This is a genomic window from Granulicella aggregans, assembly GCF_014203275.1.
In the GTDB taxonomy this organism is placed as follows: domain Bacteria; phylum Acidobacteriota; class Terriglobia; order Terriglobales; family Acidobacteriaceae; genus Edaphobacter.
Map to the genome: position 1 here is coordinate 1 of NZ_JACHIP010000024.1, position 20,531 is coordinate 20,531.

General features: G+C 56.0%; 12 protein-coding genes. 5 read left to right on the forward strand and 7 right to left on the reverse strand.

Annotated elements, in window-relative coordinates; genetic code table 11:
- Positions 1-232: 232 nt before the first annotated feature.
- A complete protein-coding gene (locus HDF16_RS27125) occupies positions 233-961 on the reverse strand; it encodes a copper homeostasis protein CutC (protein WP_184223585.1) in 729 nt (242 codons plus the stop codon).
- 132 nt (positions 962-1,093) lie between these two features.
- Positions 1,094-4,543, reverse strand: a complete 3,450-nt coding sequence (locus tag HDF16_RS27130; protein WP_246410290.1) for a TonB-dependent receptor — start codon at positions 4,541-4,543, stop codon at positions 1,094-1,096.
- Positions 4,544-4,836: 293 nt separating this feature from the next.
- On the opposite strand from HDF16_RS27130, the gene HDF16_RS27135 reads away from it, so the two are divergent.
- The 3 genes from HDF16_RS27135 to HDF16_RS27145 all read left to right on the forward strand — a co-directional run bounded on the left by HDF16_RS27135 (position 4,837) and on the right by HDF16_RS27145 (position 8,071).
- Positions 4,837-5,622: a DeoR/GlpR family DNA-binding transcription regulator gene (locus HDF16_RS27135; RefSeq protein WP_184223588.1), complete on the forward strand. Its 786-nt coding sequence runs from the start codon at positions 4,837-4,839 to the stop codon at positions 5,620-5,622.
- A gap of 426 nt (positions 5,623-6,048) precedes the next feature.
- Entirely contained in the window at positions 6,049-6,561 is a 513-nt protein-coding gene (locus HDF16_RS27140) for a hypothetical protein (protein WP_184223590.1), read from the forward strand.
- 187 nt (positions 6,562-6,748) lie between these two features.
- Positions 6,749-8,071 carry a hypothetical protein gene (locus HDF16_RS27145; RefSeq protein WP_184223592.1) on the forward strand — a complete coding sequence of 441 codons (1,323 nt, stop codon included), beginning with the start codon at positions 6,749-6,751 and terminating at the stop codon, positions 8,069-8,071.
- 300 nt (positions 8,072-8,371) lie between these two features.
- On the opposite strand, the gene mobF is transcribed toward HDF16_RS27145, so the two are convergent.
- Positions 8,372-11,419: a MobF family relaxase gene (gene mobF / locus HDF16_RS27150; RefSeq protein ID WP_184223594.1), complete on the reverse strand. Its 3,048-nt coding sequence runs from the start codon at positions 11,417-11,419 to the stop codon at positions 8,372-8,374.
- Between the two features lie 157 nt (positions 11,420-11,576).
- Here mobF and HDF16_RS27155 point away from each other — a divergent pair, with 157 nt between their 5' ends.
- On the forward strand, positions 11,577-11,945 hold the full coding sequence (locus tag HDF16_RS27155; protein ID WP_184223596.1) for a hypothetical protein: 369 nt from the start codon (positions 11,577-11,579) through the stop codon (positions 11,943-11,945).
- Between the two features lie 111 nt (positions 11,946-12,056).
- Here HDF16_RS27155 and HDF16_RS27160 read toward each other — a convergent pair whose 3' ends face one another.
- The 3 genes from HDF16_RS27160 to HDF16_RS27170 form a co-directional block, all read right to left on the reverse strand.
- Complete coding sequence (locus HDF16_RS27160; RefSeq protein ID WP_184223598.1) at positions 12,057-12,509, reverse strand: hypothetical protein; 453 nt, start codon at positions 12,507-12,509, stop codon at positions 12,057-12,059.
- A 662-nt stretch (positions 12,510-13,171) separates the two neighbouring features.
- Positions 13,172-14,227 carry an anti-sigma factor family protein gene (locus HDF16_RS27165; RefSeq protein ID WP_184223600.1) on the reverse strand — a complete coding sequence of 352 codons (1,056 nt, stop codon included), beginning with the start codon at positions 14,225-14,227 and terminating at the stop codon, positions 13,172-13,174.
- Position 14,228: 1 nt separating this feature from the next.
- Positions 14,229-14,759 (reverse strand): RNA polymerase sigma factor, encoded by a 531-nt coding sequence (locus HDF16_RS27170; RefSeq protein ID WP_184223602.1) that lies wholly within the window; start codon positions 14,757-14,759, stop codon positions 14,229-14,231.
- Positions 14,760-15,186: 427 nt separating this feature from the next.
- Here HDF16_RS27170 and HDF16_RS27175 point away from each other — a divergent pair, with 427 nt between their 5' ends.
- Positions 15,187-17,610, forward strand: coding sequence for an ADOP family duplicated permease (locus HDF16_RS27175; protein ID WP_184223604.1), 2,424 nt, complete (start codon positions 15,187-15,189; stop codon positions 17,608-17,610).
- Positions 17,611-17,858: 248 nt separating this feature from the next.
- Here HDF16_RS27175 and HDF16_RS27180 read toward each other — a convergent pair whose 3' ends face one another.
- Positions 17,859-20,288 carry an ADOP family duplicated permease gene (locus HDF16_RS27180; protein ID WP_184223606.1) on the reverse strand — a complete coding sequence of 810 codons (2,430 nt, stop codon included), beginning with the start codon at positions 20,286-20,288 and terminating at the stop codon, positions 17,859-17,861.
- Between the last annotated feature and the right edge of the window lie 243 nt (positions 20,289-20,531).

The window sequence follows — 20,531 nt, forward strand, 5'->3', positions numbered from 1 at the left end:
CGCCAAGAACCATCACCGGCTCTGCGCGAACTTCGCCCTCATCAACCTCTACTTACACCGCAAGCGGCTGGCAGGGCTCGCTGCATAGCGCCCGAAAACGGCCAATGAAGTCTTCAACTCAGCGGGAATCCCCACCAAAACCAAGCTAAACACCGCAGTATCGAAACAAAGCTGGCGGCCAACTCAAGCCACTCACCGACATCGTCAAATCAGCCGCCTGCGCAGAGGCTCCTTAGGTGTTCTGAAGTCGACGGATGACAGTTCTAATATCATCTGCGGCGACTACGTTGCGAGAGCTTTTCATGGCCCCGTCGCCTGCTGCGCGCCCAGCTTTCGGAAGGAGGCGACGACGGAGGGATCCGTGGAAGTGTGCAGCTACGGTGAGCCTACTGAGGGAAGGGGCGTTCTGTAGACGAAGGCCACCGCCTACGGCTATGTCAATGCGGCTCCCTGCCTGGACAACGAGTTGGGAGAGGGTTTGGGTGCCGGCGACGACGTTGCGCTGGCCTCCAGATGTAAGAATGCGGTCGCATCCAGTGGCAATGACATCTTCGAGCGCTGCAGAGAGGGAGGGAGTAACGTCGAAGGCTCTATGGAAGGTGACCTTCATGGGGTAGGCTAGTTCGACGAGCGAGCGGGTAGTGGGGATGTCAACCGTACCATCAGGGGCCAGGATGCCGAGAACAACGCCGCTGGCACCAAGTGATTTTGCGTGCGCAACGTCATCACGCATGACGGAAAGCTCGTGTTCACGGTAGAGGAAGTCTCCGCCACGAGGGCGAATGAGGACATGCACCGGCAGGCCGCTGTGTTCGATGGCGGCGCAAATGAGTGCGTGGCTTGGGGTGAGGCCTCCCTCGCTGAGGCCTGAGCAAAGCTCGATACGGGCAGCGCCGCCATCGCGTGCGGCGAGACATGCGTCGATGGTCTCGGCACAAAGTTCAAAGACTATATTGCGCATTCGTTTGCTCTTGAATAGAAAGGGGGGGCATTCGGCATTGACTTCGAGGGAGGGGATGCCTATTCCATGAGGTTTTCGGGTCTGAGTGTGCCTGCGGGAAGAAAGGCTTCGTGGCCTTTCTTCCCGCCGGCATTAGAAAGCGTAAGTCAATGCGAGTTGCAGACGGCGCTCCTGATTGCGAACAGTGCTGATCAACCCGAAGGAGGAATCATTGATGTTTGCGTCCGGGTTGCCGTAGTCAGCTACGTTGAGAAGGTTGAAGGCGTCTGCACGGAAGCTGAACTTTTGGCCTTCGGTGATGTGAAAGTCCTTGAAGATCGAGCTATCGACCTGATAGAAGCCGGGTGCGCGCTCCGTGCCGATGGCTCCAGTTCCGAAGGTGTATGCCGCAGTTTGCCCATAGGCGCAAGTACCATTATCGATCGCGACATTCTGAGCGCTGACTGCGGTGCAAGGGGTTGCCGAGGGATCTTTACCCCACCAGTTGTTCACAGAGCGTCCAACGATCTTCATGTGGCGGTACTGATTTGGTCTCTGTCCACCGTAGGCATTGTTAGTATTGCTGTTTCCATTGTCGCCAAGCGTCACGGGAACGCCTGTGAAGGCGACAAGGGTGCTAGAAATCGACCAACCACCAAGAGTTTCGTCTAGAAGCCGGTTGGCGTGTGAACCGAACTGGCGGCCTCGTCCATACGGAAGAGCGTAGACGACGATGGCGGAGGCGTTATTGCGAACATCCTGCCCTGCCGGTCCGTAATCAGCGCGGCTGTTGTAGTAGTCCTGAAAGGCTCCTGACGACCCGGTAACACCCGGTGTCCCAAAGTTTCCGGAGCTGTTCGTCATGGCCCGTGCATAGGTGTAGTTGAAGGTGTATTCCAGGCCGTGGCTTTCGCGCTGACGTAAGGTAAGTTGCAAGGCGTTGTAATTCATCATGGCGCGAGATTCGGTGATGAGCAGTGTTCCACCCTGTCCGACGAGATTGGCATAAGGTGCAACTGCAGCAGCGGGAATCGGAGCGCCCGAAGCAAGGCCGCCGATGATGGCTGCCTGGGCTGTAGTTAGTTGGTTGGCGTTTCCGTAGTCCTCAATGTGCTGACCGGTCTCACCGACATAGCCGACCTGAAGAGAGGTTTTGGAGTTGATAGCGTATTCGGTAGTGAGGTTGAACTCTTGGATGTATGCGGGTTGAATATTCTGTGGCCATTGGCCATATCCTGCTCCGCTGGCGTTGACGTCAGTGGGATTGGAACTGAAACCTTCCTGAACGGTGTAAGCCTGACCACCGCTGGTTGCGCTTGGCGCGAGTGACTGCTTGCTGCTGTAGGAGACGAAGGGATTCTGGAAGGTGAGGCGCTGGTTGGCATCATCGCCTTCGAAGAAGCTGGTTGCGCCGTATCCACCGCGAACAACGAAGCGGGGGGTAGCTTGATAGGCGAACCCTAGCCGGGGCATGAACTGCTTATAGTTGGGCTTGTAGCAGGCGCGGTTCGGGCAGACTAATGACCCAGCCGGGGCTCCCACCGGGACGGAGCCGGCGTATTCGACGATGCCTCCGGGGAGCACATTGCCGTTCCGGTTGTTGACCTCATAGATGGGCTGGTCGTACTCGTAACGTAGGCCAAGATTTACTGTGAGCGAGGGGGTAAGCTTCCAGTCATCCTGAAAGAATCCAGCGGTGCGCCACTGGCGGTTTCCAAACTCACCACCGACCTGAAGTTGGGCCTGGTTGACGTTATTGAGGACAAAATCCGCTGGGCCGTAGCCCTGAGCGCCGACGGCTGGGTTAGACGTGAATACTCCGCTGTAGTTGAAGACCCCATTCGCACCAGCATTCTGAGATTGCGTGTACTGCTGTTGGTAGCGGAGGGCAGTCACGCCCATGCTGAGGAGATGCTTGCCACGTTGGATGGTGAGGTTGTCGCCATAGGTGAAGGTATTGTCAACAAAAACCTGCGGGGCGGCGCGCGTACCAAAGGCGCTGATCTGGCCGGGATTGTTCCCTAGTTCCTGAGAAGCGAATCCGACGTAATGTTGAATTCCGAAAGGAATGCCCACGATGGAATCACCCTTGAGGCCAAAGGCACCTAGCGGGTCTGTAGGAACTCCCTGCCCCCAGTTGACGCGGGTGAAACCGAGGCGGGCTTCGTTGACAATGGAGGTAGAGAAGGTGTGGACCCAGGTGCCGCCGCCAAGCGTCGAAGGGTAGTTGCCTTGGCCGGGGAAGGAGAGGAGAAGGACAGGCACAGTGATGTCATGCGCACGAGATTGGGCGTAGAAGCCAGAGATTCTGTCCGCAGAGCGGGGATTGTAGGAGATCTTCACGTCAAACTGGTTGTTGACGACGGAGGTCTTGGTTGGGCCACTGTAGTTATTGTGGGTCAGGTTGTCTGCGGCCGCGACATTAGGGAGGGGGTATAGCTCCGGGTGAGCGAAGAGGTAGATGGCGACGGGGTTAACAATGGGCAACTGGTTGTTCAAGTAGGGCGTGAAGCCGTTCTGCGTGTCGTAGAGTTGGGTGGGAAAAGCGGAGAAGTCGCCGGCACGCATGGCTGCGGTGTAGACGCTGGCCTTGCCACTGCCTCCGCTATGATTACGCGCACCTTCATAGTCGCCGAAAAAGAAGAGCTTGTCGTGCCCATCGAATAGATGAGGGATGCGGACTGGGCCGCCGAAGGTACCGCCGAAGATGGTCTGGGTGAACGGATTGCGAGGGGTTATCGTGGGGCTGTTCTTATTGTTCCATGAGTTCGCGTCGAGATTCTGGTTCTGAAGGTAGCCGTAGGCACTGCCGTGGAATTTGTTGGTTCCGCTCTTCAGGAGCGAGACAACTGCTCCGCCATTGACGTTGCCGTATGACGCCGGAGCGTTAGCGGAGATGACCTTGATTTCGCCGATAGCGTCGGGGGCGGGGTTGTACCCGATGAGGTTGTTTTGGCCTTCATTGAGGTCGATTCCATCGAGGAGATAATTATTGGCCTGGTTGCGATTGCCATTGATAGAGACTGTACCGTTGTTCGTCGTCTCACGCTCAATGGCGTTGTTGCCAGTCAACCCGGTTGGATCGGTGTTGACAGCCCCCGGCTGGAACAAAGTGGCGGAAGAGAAGTTGCGGCCTTCGAGCGGGATGTTCGCAATCTCGTTGGTGGAAAGGGTAACTCCAAGGGAGGCGTCAGTGGTATTGAGGATCGTGGCTGCGGTGCTATCAACCTCAATGGCTACTTGACTGTTCGCTCCAAGCATGGTGTTGAGCTTAACTGTCTGATTGATCTCAAGTGTAAACGCCGGGACCGTTTGAACCGCGAATCCTGGGGCGCTGACTGTGACGCTGTAGTGGCCGATGGGGAGAAAGCGAACAGTGTATACGCCAGCATCATTGGTGCTCGTCGGGGATTGCACTCCTGTGTCGGTGTCGATCACAACGACCGAAGCCTTAGGGATGACCGCGCCTGTATTATCAGTGACCTCGCCGGTGACCGAGCCGGTGACTGTTTGAGCGTTGACCAGGCAAGTGCCGAGGCTGAGCATTATTGCCAGCAAGAGGTACAGAAAAGTGGAATTGCGACTTTTGTTGGTGGTCATCATTGACGTCTCCCCTGATGTTGTGTCGGCGCGGTCGGCATATGTGAAGCAGCGTTCGCGATACGTGCGAATTGGGCTGGCGAGTCATCGATTGCAAATTGATCGATTGTTGCTGAGCATAGAAACCCTTTAATCAAATGTCAATCACAACAATCACAAATCTGCATTTTTGTTGCTCAGTTGCGCTAGGAACTGCACTATTTGGCGCCGTATATCCCATTTTTTGGATTTAATGCGCAAGCTCGAAGAGGCAAAAGCCGACGTAACATAACCTAAATCGTGAGAAACGAGAGGACATGGCGGAAAGCAAACCAGACCGGGCTACCCAAATTCTGCATTTCCTGCTGCAGAAGGGTAAGGGGAGTATCGATGAGATGGTGCGGGCAGTGCAGTCTTCCCCGGCAAGCGTTCGGAGGGACCTGATCAAGCTTGAAGAGAGGGGGCTGATCAACCGGACGCTTGGCGGGGCTGAGATCGCCGGGAAAATGACGCATGAGCCGCCCCGGTTCGACGCGGCGTTCCCGTTGCGAGAGGGACGGTTTGCAGAGGAAAAGCGGAAGATTGCCCTGGCAGCGGCGGAGATGGTTGCCGATGGTGAGACGATAGCATTGTCTCCAGGTACAACGACGACGCAGATTGCGCGGTGTCTGCGGCATCGTGAGGGGATCCATATTGTGACGAGTGCGGTAAATATCGGCATAGAACTTTCAAGCGCGCCTAATATGCGGGTGACGTTGACTGGCGGGGCGATCCGGTCCCCGGGGTCATTCTCCATGGTAGGAGCGACAGCATTTGATGGATTGCAGAGATTGTTCTTTGACAAGCTATTCCTGGGGGCCTGCGGAATTCATCCGCAGCACGGACTAACAGTAAATGAGTCGGACGAGTCGTTGATCTTGAGCGAGATGGTTCGGCGGACGAAGCAGGTGATCGCGGTGGCAGACGCGAGCAAGATAGGGATGACGAGCTCCATGCAGGTTTGCGGATGGGAGAAAATTCATACTATCCTTACGAACGACAATGCGGATTCAGAGGTGATCGAAGCGTTTATCCGGCAAGGAGTGAAAGTGGTGATGGTCTAAGATTCCCCCGTTTTTTGGGGGGGGCAGCAACGGGCGACGCGTCGTCGCGATAAGACCCTACAACTGCGGTTCATATCTGTAACAGCATTGGTGCAACCTAACCGTGCCGCAGTTCTCCTCGCGATAAGGGGAGCTTGACGCAGCGATCAAAGGTGTCTCGCTGAACCCACATCACCCCTGGCGACCAGTTTTGACTTTCTAATTAGCCTTGTCATGCAGCTGGGATTCATTTCTGAGTACTGGGATTCACTCGTAAACGTTGCTCGTAACGTCTCTCGGTAATGCCTTCCGCGCAGAGGATGGCCTAGACCGCGCATCATTTCGCCATAAGGAAAAACATTAGTGACGGAAGTTAGCCGATAAGTACGCAATTAGCCAAACCTGCCATATATGACACAATTCTTCACTAGTGTTGCGAAAGGTCTCATGAGCCAACTATTGGCTGTTGGCGTCTTGCTAGCTGCCCTAAGTATGGATATCGTTGCTCAGAATATAGGTATTCCGATAGCTAAGGCCTTTGCCTCCGGCCAACTTCCAGTTGTGCCATCCACACTCTTTATTCCGAAGAATGGTCAGGCTACAGATGAGTGTCAGCGGGAACTGCAAACGTTCAAAGTCATTGCGTCTAGGTTCGCGCTACCACGGAAGTGGAGGTTTTATGTAGTTTGCGATGAAGCATCTTGGGATAGTTACGTGCATCATATCCGCGTCGAAAAGCATCTCGCGCCGAGTACTCCTGTCTACGGCGTTACCTACCTAGATGCCGGATACACCATAATGCGTGGCCCTAAGCTCCTACGTCCCGACGCCCTGACGACTCCAGAGCACATCGTAGCTCATGAGTTGGCACATATTTACTTGCAAAGCATTGACGAAATATCCGTGGAGGCCCTCGCGATGCTTTGGTTAGCTGGCAATAACGCGGCTCCCATTCAATGAGTTGCTTGGCGGCAGGCCACGGCTATATATACAGTCTAAACAGCGATGCAATAACTTCACATCTATCTCTGCAAAAACCTTCTTTTTCACTTGCACTGTCCAACCAAAGCGCTTATAAAGCAACGTAGTTTCCCTGTTGTGCCTTCGTAAGGGTCAAAAGCACATTATGTGAAACACGAGGTGCACTATGAAGAGATACACACTTGCAACGTTCGTTGATATTTCATATTTGCGTGTACTAAACGCCGCTCGGCCAGCATTTTTATATTATTTGGCCACAGGCCTATTGCTGATCGGCTTACGTCCTTTGGCCGCGCAAACTCAAGCGACAGGAGCTCGACCGCTAACAGTACCGGCCAGATATGTCGTTACACCCTTCGGATACTTCGATCCGGCGTGTGTGGCAGGCCTATCAAAAGGGGATTCGTTTTTAAGAGATTTGGGCGTGATTCGGCGTGCGAATGGAAATACTGATATTGTTCCGACATGCGCTTCCCCTCGCTTCAACGCAAAAGGAGAAGTCATATCTAGCAATAGCGGAAATCGAGATATACCCCAGCCAAGCACCAACGGTTATATCGTTTATGAGAGTCTAGTCGGCAATACTTCGTACGGCGCGTTAAACGCAAATATAACTGTTCCTGGGGTTCCAAGTTCGAACGATGGCCAGACCCTCTATTTCTTTCCAGGGCTCGAAGACCATACCGCAGACATAACCATCCTCCAGCCTGTTTTGGAATGGAATGGTCTCACCCAAAATGCTTGGGATATCGCTAGTTGGAACTGCTGTTATAACAATGTTATGCTCCATAGTTCGCCTGTAGTAGTAAATTCTGGTGACAACATCTTAGGGACAATGCAGTCCACGTGCCAAGCAGGAACTCCGTCGTGTTCTTCGTGGAACATAACGACTAAAGATGTCACGTCAGGAAAGTCCACTGTTTTGTCACAAACCTCCAGCTATGGACAAACTTTTAATTGGGCATTAGGTGGAGCGCTAGAAGCCTACGGTATCGCGCAATGTAGTGACTTTCCGCCTAATTCGTCAACAACGTTTTCGAACCTAATGTTGTCGGACTACAACTTCGTCGCTATTTCTCCGAACTGGTCACTCACAAACAATAGTGCTGGTGATTCAGTTCAATGCAACTATGGCGCCCAGGAGACAGCAAGCCAGATAACACTGATCTATGGACAGCCGACCGCTGCAGCTCCATATGTTACGTCATCAAAGTGGGTGTACCCCTCTCCAGTTCACCACACGATTGAGTTTAAGATTACCGTCGCGGACAGTACGCCAGGGGCCGTAATCACGTATATTTTTTACGACAGCAGCGGAAACAATTTAAACAGTGGCACAACCACTTCCGGGGGAACGATTACTTCTTCTGCCGTTGGGACGTCGAGTAGCGTCTCTCTTGTGATAGGAGCGAACGCAACAAACTATAAATTCAGCGGCTACTCGGGAATGATGCAATACAGCGAAAGTAATACGCAAATGGGTAATTAATTCATTGCGCATCAAACTAAATGGCACCACCCCTCGCGGCGAGCATTCGGAGTCATGCCAACGCTGAACGTCTCGTGGATTTACTGATCGGCACGATGCAGAAGCTTGACGGTGTTTAAACTTTGGTGTTCCGACCAGAAAGCACACCCTTCGAACATATTCGGCCGCTCGCAGGATCCCCGTGGGTCATCCGCCGCGATCGTCCTTCGGGCGGCCTTGCTGCGTCTGGAAAAGGTTGCCTCGCATTGGCTGGATAGGTGAAATTTCATCCCCAATCTGAATTGGGTCAGCGGCTCCCGATTACCTACCCAGCCCATGGCCACGGCCGATGCTCCGCTCGATCTCGGGCATTTCAGGTCTTTGGGTTAGCTCCGCCGATTGGGAATGCCTGACTCCTGTCGGCATGGCATGATCTAAAGCCTGCCTTGCTGTGATGGGGTTCCCATCCTGCCGATAGAATTGTCCGTTGGCTCCGTCGATGTGCAGCACCCGCTGAGTTTCAAGATGCTGATAGCTCTGGATGGTGCCGGTCTCGATCCTCCACGCAAACTGCTTTGCCTCGTCAGGACTGAGAGCCTGGTTAAGCGGAGCCCAATGCCTCTCGTGCTCCTCTCTGCTGATCCCCTTCTCGACTTGCTTCTCTTCGCGCGCTATGTGCGCACTCTGCTGAGACACGTCGCGGCCCAGAGCCTGCGGTAGCTTCTCGCGGTCGTTGGTAAAGATCTGAGCATCACGCGCTCCACGCGAGACGGCGACATAGGCCATGCGGTTGTTGAGCAAATCCTTCGCGCCGAGTTCGGTGTCGACGTGGATGAGCACGCGGTCTGCGGTCTGCCCCTGGCTGGAGTGGCTCGTGACGGCGTAGCCATGGTCGAAATGCGGATGCTCTCGCGGATCGAAGCTGACACGGCGGCCGCCGCGGTCCATCTTCAACTGCATGCGTCCATCGTCTGTAATGCTCTCGATGGTGGCGAGCTCGCGGTTCGCGACTTTGAGGTCGGCTGATTTCGCTGGGGTGCTAAATTGAAGACGATCTCCGACCGAAAAAGCCTTTTCCTGGTCGCGATAGACGGAGACACCCTGCTGTCGACGCGGATCATACGTCCGTTCCGATCCATCAAACCGCACGACGGTGAGCAGGTTCTTCTCCGCGTCGACTTGCTTCACTCGGGCATACTCACCCTTCTTGATTCCGGTGTCTTTCGAGCTGCGCGAGTAGAGGAGAACATTGTCGGGCTCATAGCGTTGCGCCCACGTCCGGTCGGCTCCCGTAAGGTCTTGCCGGGGGACCAAAGTGCCGACCTTGTACTCTTCCCTGGCGACGATGCCCCTGGCCTGCAGTTCACTGTGAATCTTCGCGTTGATCTCCGCTCGTGAGCGATTATCGGGCGAGACGACCAGGGTGCTCTCGGGCGCCCTGGCATACTCCTTCGCGATCGCCTCGATACGCTGGGATGGGTCTTTAACCTCATGCACCCGCCCCTGCCGCCCTAATCCCTCCACCGCGTCTCGAACTTCGCCTCGAGCAAGCTGCTCGACCACATGCTTCAGCTCGGGATCTTTCTGGCGAACGATCTCGCTTAGTCTGACGGTCACCATCCCGGCTTCTTGAAGCTGGGCGAAGGGCCGGCCGGCTTCAACGGCCTCATGCTGTCGTGTGTCCCCAACCAGGAGAACTCGGTCGTTCGGATGGAGCCGTGTCACGAAGTCGTGCATCTGCTTCGACGATGCCAGCGAACTCTCATCGACGACATAGAGCGTCTTCTCCCCGGTGTCGTGGCGTTGTCCTTTAGCGAGATGCATCTGCAAAGTTGAAGTCTCAATGCCCGCTTCCGCCAACCGGGCAGCCGCTCCGCTGGTAGGTGCGAACCCCTCGATGCGGTAACCGTTCGCCTCTACACCTTCTCGGATGACCGCAAGGGTCGTTGTCTTGCCCACGCCAGCCATACCGTCCAGGCCGACGATCTTCTCGCGACTCGCGAAGATCTGCTCTGCTGCCTGCTGCTGGGCGGGATTCAGCTTCGGGTTCTGCTCAATCACCTTGGCACTGGTCTTGGCTTCAACCAATGCAGACTGATTGGCGTCGAACTTGTTACCAGCCTGCATATGCCCGATGGTCTCCCGTTCCATGCGCAGCATAGCGGCGGTCGTATATTGCTGCCCGGCTGAGGCTGGTGCATTCTCGACGGGGCGGAACTCTCCTTGCGCGATTCGGCGATCGAACTCCTCCCGCACCTGGCTGGAAGAGGCTTGTCCCATGCTCCTGTTCATCGCGGCAGTCATGATCGCGCGCTCATCCTGCACAGAGCTCTTCTCGAAGACATGATCTCGGGCGTAGGTAACAGCTTGTTGAGCGACCTTCGGTGAATCGATCTCTTGCCGCTGGTGATTCGAGAGCGCTCGCGTTACCACCCAATCGGCCTGATGCCCATACTGAGCAGCAAGCTCACGGTGGCGGTGCAGCACCTCTGCCGGCGACTGCAACTCCTTCGAATCCCTGGTCCGATGGGCAGCGACCTGGGCAGCTCCCGCTCCCTCACGCCCAATCTCCTGCAGGTGCTTCTCAATCTGGCCACGGCGTGGGCTCGACGCCTCAAGATATTCCTGGGTGTATCCCTTGATCTCCGGCTGACCATGTTTACCGCGCTCGATCTCGTAGCCGAGATCCTGGAGCCGGGCAGCAAGCTCGGTCCGGTAGACCGTGGTCGCGAACTGTTGCGACTGGAAGAGACCGCGCTCCTGGAGAGCGCCTGTCTTCAGCTCACCCGTCTGACTGTTCTCGCGTTCGGTGACATTGAAGATCACGGCATGGGTGTGAAGCTGGGGAGCGGCATAGCCGTCGACCGGGCGAGCGGTGTCATGCTCGAAGGTCGCGGCAGCGAACTTGCCCGTCAGCTCCGGTGCCTGAATGTTGCCGATCCGCGCCTGGGTGTACCGCTCCAACTCACCAAGGGCGATACGGACACTTTCACGGTGCGCCTCGCGGACCCGGTCGTCTCCTCCAACCAATGCCGTCAATGAAACCGACTTCGGTGCTGAGAACGTCGCATCCCATCCCGCCCGGTGCTCGACCGAGGTCACTTCTCTTCCGAACTGGTTGTCATACGTCTTCGCTGGTTGATGGCGAACGAGTTGCTCTTCGTTCATTGGGTGCTGGCCTTCGGTCAGCCGGGCGAAGTGTTCAGCCCCGACCGAGCCTTCAAGGCCCCACTGCTGTGCGAGCTTGCCCTGCCACTCGCTATGGCCCTGTTGGTCTTTGCTCCAGTAGTTCGCCTGCTCGGACTTGAACTCACGAGCGTGATACGTCCTTGCCTGGCCGCCGGAGAGAGACTTCGAGATCGTCAGCACAGGGATAGTTTATGTCTGGATGCGAGGTCGCAAGTCGTAACTGCCGAAAACATCGACTTTCAAGGACCTACGGCTATGATGCCGTATGAGCCGACCTCTTCAGCTTCATCCTGATCTTCAAGCCCTTATAGATTCCCTCCTATCGTTCGCGAAATCGATGTTGGTCGAAGAGGGTTCATTCAACCCGTTCGGAGCCATCATGGACACGGGCGGTGCCATTCAGTGGGTGGCGGCCGATTCGGGGGAAGAGTTTCCTGCGAGCCAAGTTTCGATAGACATTCTAACCAACACGTTCAAAGAAATGGCAGCTTCCGGAGATGTCCGCGCCGCTACAATCTGCTATGACGCACTCGCAGTCCCACCTGGTAAAACGGTCAAGGTTGATGCCATAGGCTTTGCGCTTGAGCACCGTTCTGGCGAGTCCGTTACAGCGCTTATCCCTTACATTCGGGGAGAGAATAAGGATGTCGACTGCGGGGATCTCTTCACAGTCGAACGCTCGCCGCCATTCTTCGAGATACGGTGACGTCGGTCATGACCGACGTTCCTCCGAAACGGCATTGTCGGCAACTTCGACCCGCCCGGCGATCACAAACGGCAAGACTTCAGATAACGCCGACAGCCACGAGGTGATGCCTTAAGAAGCGGGCCACAAGCGGCCCCCAGCAGGCAATCGCAGAAGGCTCTCAGTTGTGCCGCAAAGAATGAACACATCATGCTCCGTCTCTGCCACTAGCCACGCACCACTCCGATCAGCGACGTAGTATTCGAAGAAGGGACATTCGCCAAGAATCCCTTCTAAAGTCGCCACATCTACAGCGTAGACAGGGAGCGGGTGACCATCGTCCACTTCAGGTATGAAGAGAACCCTTCCTTGGGATACTGGCAAAATTTCGCTGAGACGAGTCGAGCCAATCTCATAGTAGACATAAGGGGTCTTCAGGCCCAACCACCACACTCGCGGCTCGCCTGTAACGAATTTGCTTTCCAACAATGTTCTGACTTGCCTGGACGCAATCTCGTCGAGACGTTCGATGTCGATGCCCAAAGTAAGGGCTGCGGTTGAGATCCAGCCTTCGATTTCACTCATGTGGGGACAAGAACTCTAGACGGGTCATGGTCTGCTCAGAATACCCGAGGACAAGAGCGCAAGATTTTCTCGTTGGGGAGACCTCCCGCAAAACGGCGTTTGCGGAAGTTTCGGCTCCGCCAAATCATCCCGGACCGGGGAAGTTTCCGCAGCCACCGACTTTGCAACAGTTTAGCCTTCCACTAAGCTGTATCCATGCCTCGGGCGTCTAGTCGCTGGGATCAACCCGTACCTCAAGAGGAGCTCTCAAATGCGCTCTGAAAATGTTTTCCAAGCAGCGTCACGTATTCCAAACCGGTATACCCTCTGCCACGCACTCGCTCAGGCGACACGGCAATTGCATGTTGCTTCTACACGGACTCAAGACACGACCAATAAGGTTCTTGTCGACATAGGTAGTGGAAGCTATGGCATGGTAGTCAAGCCTCAAATACTGCAACCTCCACCGATCGAACTCGACGTTCTTACCATCTAGCGGAAGCCGGCATGCGAGTCTCGCGTCCCGTCTCCTGGGCCATCGAAGTTGCCGCAAACACCGGCGGTCTCAACCGGTCGCTGCAACACTGGCTTGGAGTTGAATAGCCGGAGTATCACAATCCAACGTCTTGCGCCGGCGCTTCTCTCGTTGTGCCCTTGTACTCATGACTATAGATGTTTCTCTGCTACTGGCCTATTCCGAGACTGCTTACTGGAGCGGCGCCCAGAAACGCAGTTGAGAGGCCGCTTGGCGGCTTGTAGGCTGCCTCACGTTTGACCCAGATTGCCTCACCCCGGGCGACAGGTGCTCCCGTCACAACGACGTATTGGTGTCCATCGCTGGTGAACGAGATACGGTTGATTTCAATCTTCCCCGCAACCGCGCCGTCGATCGAGTTCAGCGACATGACAAAGCGTCCCTCCCCTGGGATGTAGAGATACACCGCCTCGTTTGGCTCATCTGCCAAGGCCGTGGCTCCCTCCATATCACCTACAACCTGATTGTTCTTAAGCAGAAGAGGTGACGTCAAACGTAGCTCATGGGCAGATGGATCGAGATACTCATTACTCCCCATCAGCACCGGGATGTGGTCTGTCCATTGTGCTGTCAGCCTGACTTTAGCGACGCCGCCTAACAAAGTGTCGGTGGCTTCTTCTGAAGAGACCCAAAGCTGCGTTTCGGGCATCGTTTCGGCCTGCTTATCATCGGTGCTCACGGTTTGCTGACCAGATTGCGAACGCAGGCTCAGCAACGCCCGATCACCATTCTTTTTTAGGAAATGAACGACATAGCTGAGATTACCGCCCGCTGCTGCGGAAACACCACCGCATCGCTGAATACGCTGATCCATTGAAGACAGGGGACACCTGGCTTCATTGCCGTCACCGAACTTGATCTTCAGCAACAGCACAGGACCATCCTCATGGGCACGAACCTCTACAAGCGCAAGCCGAGACCCAACCGCAACCACCAACATCACCAGCGCTGCAAACGCAAAACGTGGAATTCTCATGCTCTGCCACCCTTTCTCCCACAACCCCGTTATCGTGCGCCCTTGTCGTTCCCATGTGCGTTCCGGCAATTGTTCCGCGCTTTCGAGACTGCCGAAGCGACGTAGCTCAGCTCCCATCTCCACAAAGCTTCGGAACAACTGCTGACATTCGCCACATTGGGTCACATGTTCCGCGGCCTCCTGCGGAACAGTCTCGCCGTCATACATCGCCGAGACAAACTCCTCCACCTCATCGCACCTCATGCAAATCTCCTTTCCTCGCCTCACTCACCCAGATAACGCGCAGCGCCTGACGTGCGGTAAATAGTCTGGAGCGAACGGTTCCTAGCGGGATATTCAAAATGGAAGCAAGTTCGGCATACGACTGTCCTTCCACCTCTCGCAGCCATAGCAACATCCGCTGCTCTTCGGGCAAATGTTGCAGTGCGTCCGCAATTATCCAGCCGCGCTCCGGATCCTCTCCCGAGCGGCTGTCCTCTGGAAATGCATTTTCCGGGCGAGATCGACGCCACCACTCTGCTGCCCTGTGCCTTGCAACTCCAAACAAGTAGGCGCGGAGCGTACCTCGATCTGGATCGAAGCCACCGGGCCGCTGCCAGAGTTGGGTGAAAATTTCCTGAGTGACATCTTCGGCTGCTTGCCGGGAGCCGACCAACTGGCGCAGGAATGCTCGTATCCGGGGCGCATTCTCGACATACATCGCATCGAATGTCGACGAATCACGCGACCATGCTGTCGGAAGCTCTTGCTTGGTGTTCAATATGCGTCTCCACCCTCTACTTCGGGGCCGACGGCAAGAAAGTTCATCGTCCGTCTGAAAATACGCTGCAACCCCGGCTCCAGCTCTACAGGAAGAGCGTTCTGGGGCTGTACTCACTGAAACCACCATTTCTACAAAGTACTGCGCCCCAGGATGAGCCTTCATGGCCTACTACCGCCTTGCGATTCGACCGGAAGGTGAGAACGGCCCGAACTGGAAGACCTCGCGAAGCACGAACGAACATGGCAATGAACGGAGCCGGTGGTTGAGTGTCCTATCCTCTGTCGAGGCCGTCCATTTTCGGACATGCGTTGTCATAAACGGGCAAGCGTTGAAGCGAATTGAAAGCTTTCTTGCCCAAAACGCCGAGAAAAACCCAATTGGTTTTGGCGCCTCAAATGCTGCAGGTGAAGATCGGAGGAACCTCGTGAGACATTTCGCCCAGGATCTTCGCTTCACTATTCGCCAGCAGAAGCGAGCGCCTGGCTTTACGTTACTAGTTGTGCTCACCCTGGCACTCGGCATCGGCTTCGCTACCGCTGTCTTTTCGGTTATCGATGCAGTCCTTTTACTACCTCTTCCCTTCTCCAATCAGGAGCGCCTCGTTTTTCCCGACACCCATGCGCGCTCCGGTTACACCCAGCCCTGGTCGTGGCTCAGCTATGTCGATGCCCGCGCTCAGTTACGGACTTTCGAGGCTTTCGCTGGCTACACCGACTATCTCAAGATGAATCTTGATTCGCCCTCTGGACCAGTTTCGCTGACTTCGGTTCGGGGCACTGATAACTTCTTCACTGTTTTCGGGATCAAACCTCTGTATGGCCGAACTTTCTTGGCAGGAGAAGACCAACCCGGCCACGACGCAATCGTCGTGCTGAGCTATGAGGTCTGGCAGTCCAACTTTGGTGGCCGCCCCGAAATCATCGGCAAGACAATCCGTTTGGATGGCGTTCCGTCTACGGTTATCGGCGTCATGCCAGCAGGCTTTCGCTTTCCGCTTTCCGCCCGCAACGCGATCTATAAGCCACTGAACCCGGAACCAAAGCTCAAAAGCAGCCGGGGCGCACATTGGATGCGCGCGGTTGGCCTTCTCAAGCCCGGCGTTACTGCCCAGCAAGCTCAGGCCGATTTCACCTACGTGTTGGACAATCTCGGCCGAGCTTACCCCGATACTGACACCGGTCGTACCGTTCACATCATTCCTCTCCAGGAGAGTGTGACAGGGGAAGCCAGTGGCCCCCTCAAAATTCTTCTGCTCGCCGTATGTGCGTTGTTGGGTATAGCGTGCGTTAACGTTGCCGGTCTACTCCTTGCGCGGGGCATTCGACGTGAACGCGAGATGGCACTGCGCGCCGCAATCGGTGCAAGCCGTGGTCGTTTGCTCCGCCAGGTAGTCACGGAAGGTCTCGTATTGTCTGCCATCGGTCTCGTCGCTGGTATCGCGCTTAGCTGGCTGCTACTCACCACCATACGAACCTTCCTCGTCAGTGCACTCGCTCGGGGGGCCGATGTCCATCTCAATGGAAGGGTCGTATTTTTCGCCGCGCTCATCGCCGCAGCCACCAGCGTTGCCGCTTCGCTCGCTCCGGCGCTCCGGCTTTCGAAGGCCGACCCCAATCAGGCGATGCGCAGCGGGAACTCGATAGGCGGTTCCCGCGAGCAGAATCGCCTTCGTTCTGGCTTCGTGATCACCCAGGTTGCCCTTTCGCTCGTCCTCCTCGTCATCTCGGGCCTTTTACTCCGAAATCTGCATAGCCTGCTGAATACTCCCCTCGGCTTTGATCCGAATCGCATTCTTACCACATCTATCCAGCTTTCGCCCGCCGAGTACGAGCACCGGGACCCGCTCGCAACCTTCTATAGTCCCCTACTTGAACGTGTCTCCCATCTTCCTGGAGTCCAAGCCGCTGGCATCATCAACATCCTTCCTATTAAGAATTGGGGGAGCAATTCTGACATCCACATTGCTGGACAACCTCCTAATCCAGCTCAGCAGGAGATGCTTGCTGAGGTCCGCGTGGCGTCTAGCGGCTACTTCGATGCAATGGGCATTCAGCTCGTGCGTGGCCGCATGCTCTCTCCCGCCGAGGACACGCCCAATCTGAAAGTTCCAAATATTGTCGTCAACGAAGCTTTCCAGAAAAAGTTCTTCTCAAGTGGCGGCGAACCGGTCGGCGCGCGAACCGACGAAGGGGATAAGAACAACATCGTTGGTCTCATCACTGACGTTCGCCAGCATCTCGCTGAGCCCCCACTCGCTGAATTGGACTGGCTCATTGACGAAATTCCGAAGGATGAAGTCGGCGAGTTTTTTAGCATGAGTCTGGTGATTCGCTCCACTGGCGATCCCAAGGCCCTGATTCCCGCTCTTCGCGATGCCATGCACCAAGTCGGCCCCACCGTCCCGTTCTCGGCACCAGAAACGATGGCAGACGTCGTTAGTGAGAGCTTGGTCTTTGAGCGAATGGAGAATTGGCTGTTCGGTCTTTTTGCCGCATCCGCCCTTCTCCTCGCCGCGATCGGCCTATACGGCCTCACCAGTCACGAGGTCGAATTCCGTACCCGAGAGATCGGCGTAAGAATGGCCCTAGGTTCTTCTCGTGGGCGTGTGGTTCGTCAGATTCTTGGCCGGGTTTCCCTTCTTCTATCCTCAGGAATTATTAGCGGCTGGATTCTCACCCTTGCCCTCCGCCAGATCCTCGGCTCAGTCGTTCAACTCCACCCCGGCCACGACTTCGTCCTACTCGCTTTACTAACTCTCTCGCTCCTTCTCTTCGGACTTGCAGCCTGTTTTCGTCCCGCCAGCAGCGCCGCTGCGATCGATCCGATTCATGCACTTCGCTCGGAGTAGCGGAGTATCGAAAAAAGCCTACTTGTGACCAATCGCCTCGCTTGCCTTGAGTGTTGCACTTGGTATCCAGAGAAGACTAAGTGCAACTCTGTTTACTATTAACTCAGGCCGCGCATTCATGCACGGCCTCTTTGGTTTATGAACCCAAAGACCGTTAGAAACAGTTCGAGCAACTTCAATAAGTGACTCGACCTGTTAGCACTATTGAAGGTTCAAGTGCAGTTGACTAGGATTACATCGGTCTGACTTCAACTGCTTCGCAGTGCGACCATGGGGTTCACCCGCATGGCCCTCCGTGCCGGCAAGATGCAGGCTGCCGCTGATGCCAGCAAGAAGACGCCCGAGATGATGCCCAATACACCGGCGTCGCGCATGCTGCTCTGCGTCCACCTGTGCACTGAGTCGCTTAGGCCGACGCTTAATCCAATGCCGAGAAGGAGGCCGATCCCGGCTGTCCACGCGACCGAAGTCAGGGTGAGTATGAGCACGTTAACGCGTGGTGCGCCGAGAGCGATACGAATGCCGATCTCGCGAGTACGCTGCTCGACGGAGTAGGCCACAACGCTGAAGAGACCGATAGCTGCCAATCCAAGCGCCACGACGGAGAAGATGCTGAAGAGTATCGAGATGAAGCGGTCATGCGACCAGGCGAAAATCGACAAGAAGTCCTCAAAAGCGTACTCCTGAGTGACGGCCTGGTTTTGGTTGAGGGCCCGCATGGAGGCACCGATACTGTGCATGGCAGCGCGTGGATCGCCGGCTGTGCGTACAAGAATGCTGGTTCCAGTAAAGATGACGATGGTGGAAGGAACGTAGATCTGGGGTTGGATGGGCTCATGCAGTCCATCGTTGCGAACATCGCCGACAACTCCGACGATCTCGTATGGCTGTTCCGGATTTGGCGCGATCACGGCACGCGGGAACGGCCTTTGAAGACCTGTAGCGACGACCTGCCTGCCGATCGGATTCTGGCCGTCGAAATAGCGCTTGACGAAGGTCTCCGTTATCACTGCCAGATGAGAACCGCGCAGCACCTCCTCACGGGTGATAGTTCTTCCCTGTAGCAACGGGATACGTTGGACGGCGAAGTAGTCGGCGCTGACCATCATCACGCCAGCTTTGCGGCCGTCGTCTGCGGGAGCTCCAACCAGGTGCACTGGCTGCCGCCAGACGCCCTGGGGCGGAAGTCCCCCGTCAAACTCCGTCGCAGCTAAGACTCCGGGAGTCGCCTTGATCTTCTCGTTTAGCGCGTCGACATACTGCGACCTCGCCGCCCAAGTAGTGTAAGCACCCTCGGGAAACTGGGCGAACATCAGCAAGGAGTTGTGCGGGTCGAAGCCAAGTTTGGCGGTATACGCCTCTAGAAAATTGCGCATGGCCGCTCCCGCTCCTGCCAGCAGCAGAACGGTGAGCGCGACCTGCGCGACGATCATCACAGAACGTACTTTGCCGCCACGAGAGGTGACGGTCCTGGAGTCTCCGGCCTGCAGGATGGCGTTCAGTTGAGGCCGGGAGAACTGCAGCGCTGGAGTCAGGCCTGCGGCAATGCCAATGGCCACGGATACCGCGGCGCTGAAGAGCAGCACAGGAATGTTGAGGCTAATGACGACTTCGTGCGGAATGGAATACTCAGGCAGCAGGCCGATGATCAGGTGGATCGCGAGGTATGCGAGGGCCATGCCGAGCACGCCTCCCGTGACCGAGAGCAGCACTGCTTCAGTGAGCAACTGACGGACGATGCGGAGACGCGCTGCCCCAAGCGCGGCGCGCATGGCAAGTTCCTGCTGACGGGCGGTACCGCGCGCGAGCATAAGGATCGAAACGTTCCCGCAACCGATCAATAACAGGAGACCGACCGCTGCGAAGAGCAGGAAGAGCGTACCTTTGAATTGGCCAAGGAGGCTGTCATTGAGCGTTTCAACCCGAAGATCGAAGTCGCCAGGCGGCACTAGATCACGATGCTCGTGAGCCAGCTGCCGGACAAATCCATTAATCTCGCCAGTTGCCTCACCTAGGGTTACTCCTGGCTTAACGCGGACCAGCGTATTCAATCGCGTTTGCGGATCAACATCCGCAGACAATGGCATGTAGACCTCGCCGTCGCCCCAGGTAAAGCGGGGGCCGACGACACCAATCACAGTGAAGCGACGATGATTCAGGTCTAAGCTTTTTCCAATAACGTCGGACGACTGATTGAAGTGGGTTTTCCAGAAGAGGAAGCTGATGACGGCCTCGGCTGGGGGAGCGACGCCTTCGGGAGCTTCCTGAGCGGTGAAGGTGCGGCCAAGCATCGGAGGCGCGTCCAGAAATTGGAAGCCGTTGCCGGTAAACTCATACGCCTTGACGGATACCGGCAAATCGCCGTCCGTCGAGATCATGTCGAGTCTGCGAACGCCCAAGACCGAGGACACAGACTTGGCCCCGCGCAACTGCTGAATCTCGGCTAGGGTGAAGAAGAGGTTGCCCTCGTCGCCTTGCTTGTCGTGCAGGTTGATCATGGCGATGCGGTTCGCATCACGGTACGGGTAGGGGTCAATGAGGACGCCGTAGAGAACACTGTAAACCGCCGTGGTGGCGGCGATGCCGAGAGCCATGGAGACAATGGCAGTTATTGCGTAGACGCGATGTTTCACAAGCTGGCGCAGAGCAAAGAGAAGGTCGTGGGAAAAAGAGGACACAGAAACTCCGCAGCGTACACAATTCACTTGTGACGGAAAGTGTATCCGAGGGATAGCGGGGACGAGATGTTTATTTGGTTTTTCGCGCGGATCGCAGAGCGCTGCAATATGAATCGACGGTCTAATCCGTGTCGACGCCGTTAGGGCTCGCAAAACGCGTAGACCCGAACTCGAATGCGGCATCTTCCGATGTTCGATTTGAGATAAATCGCCGATGTGTTCATCGAAGCGATCCAAGTCTTT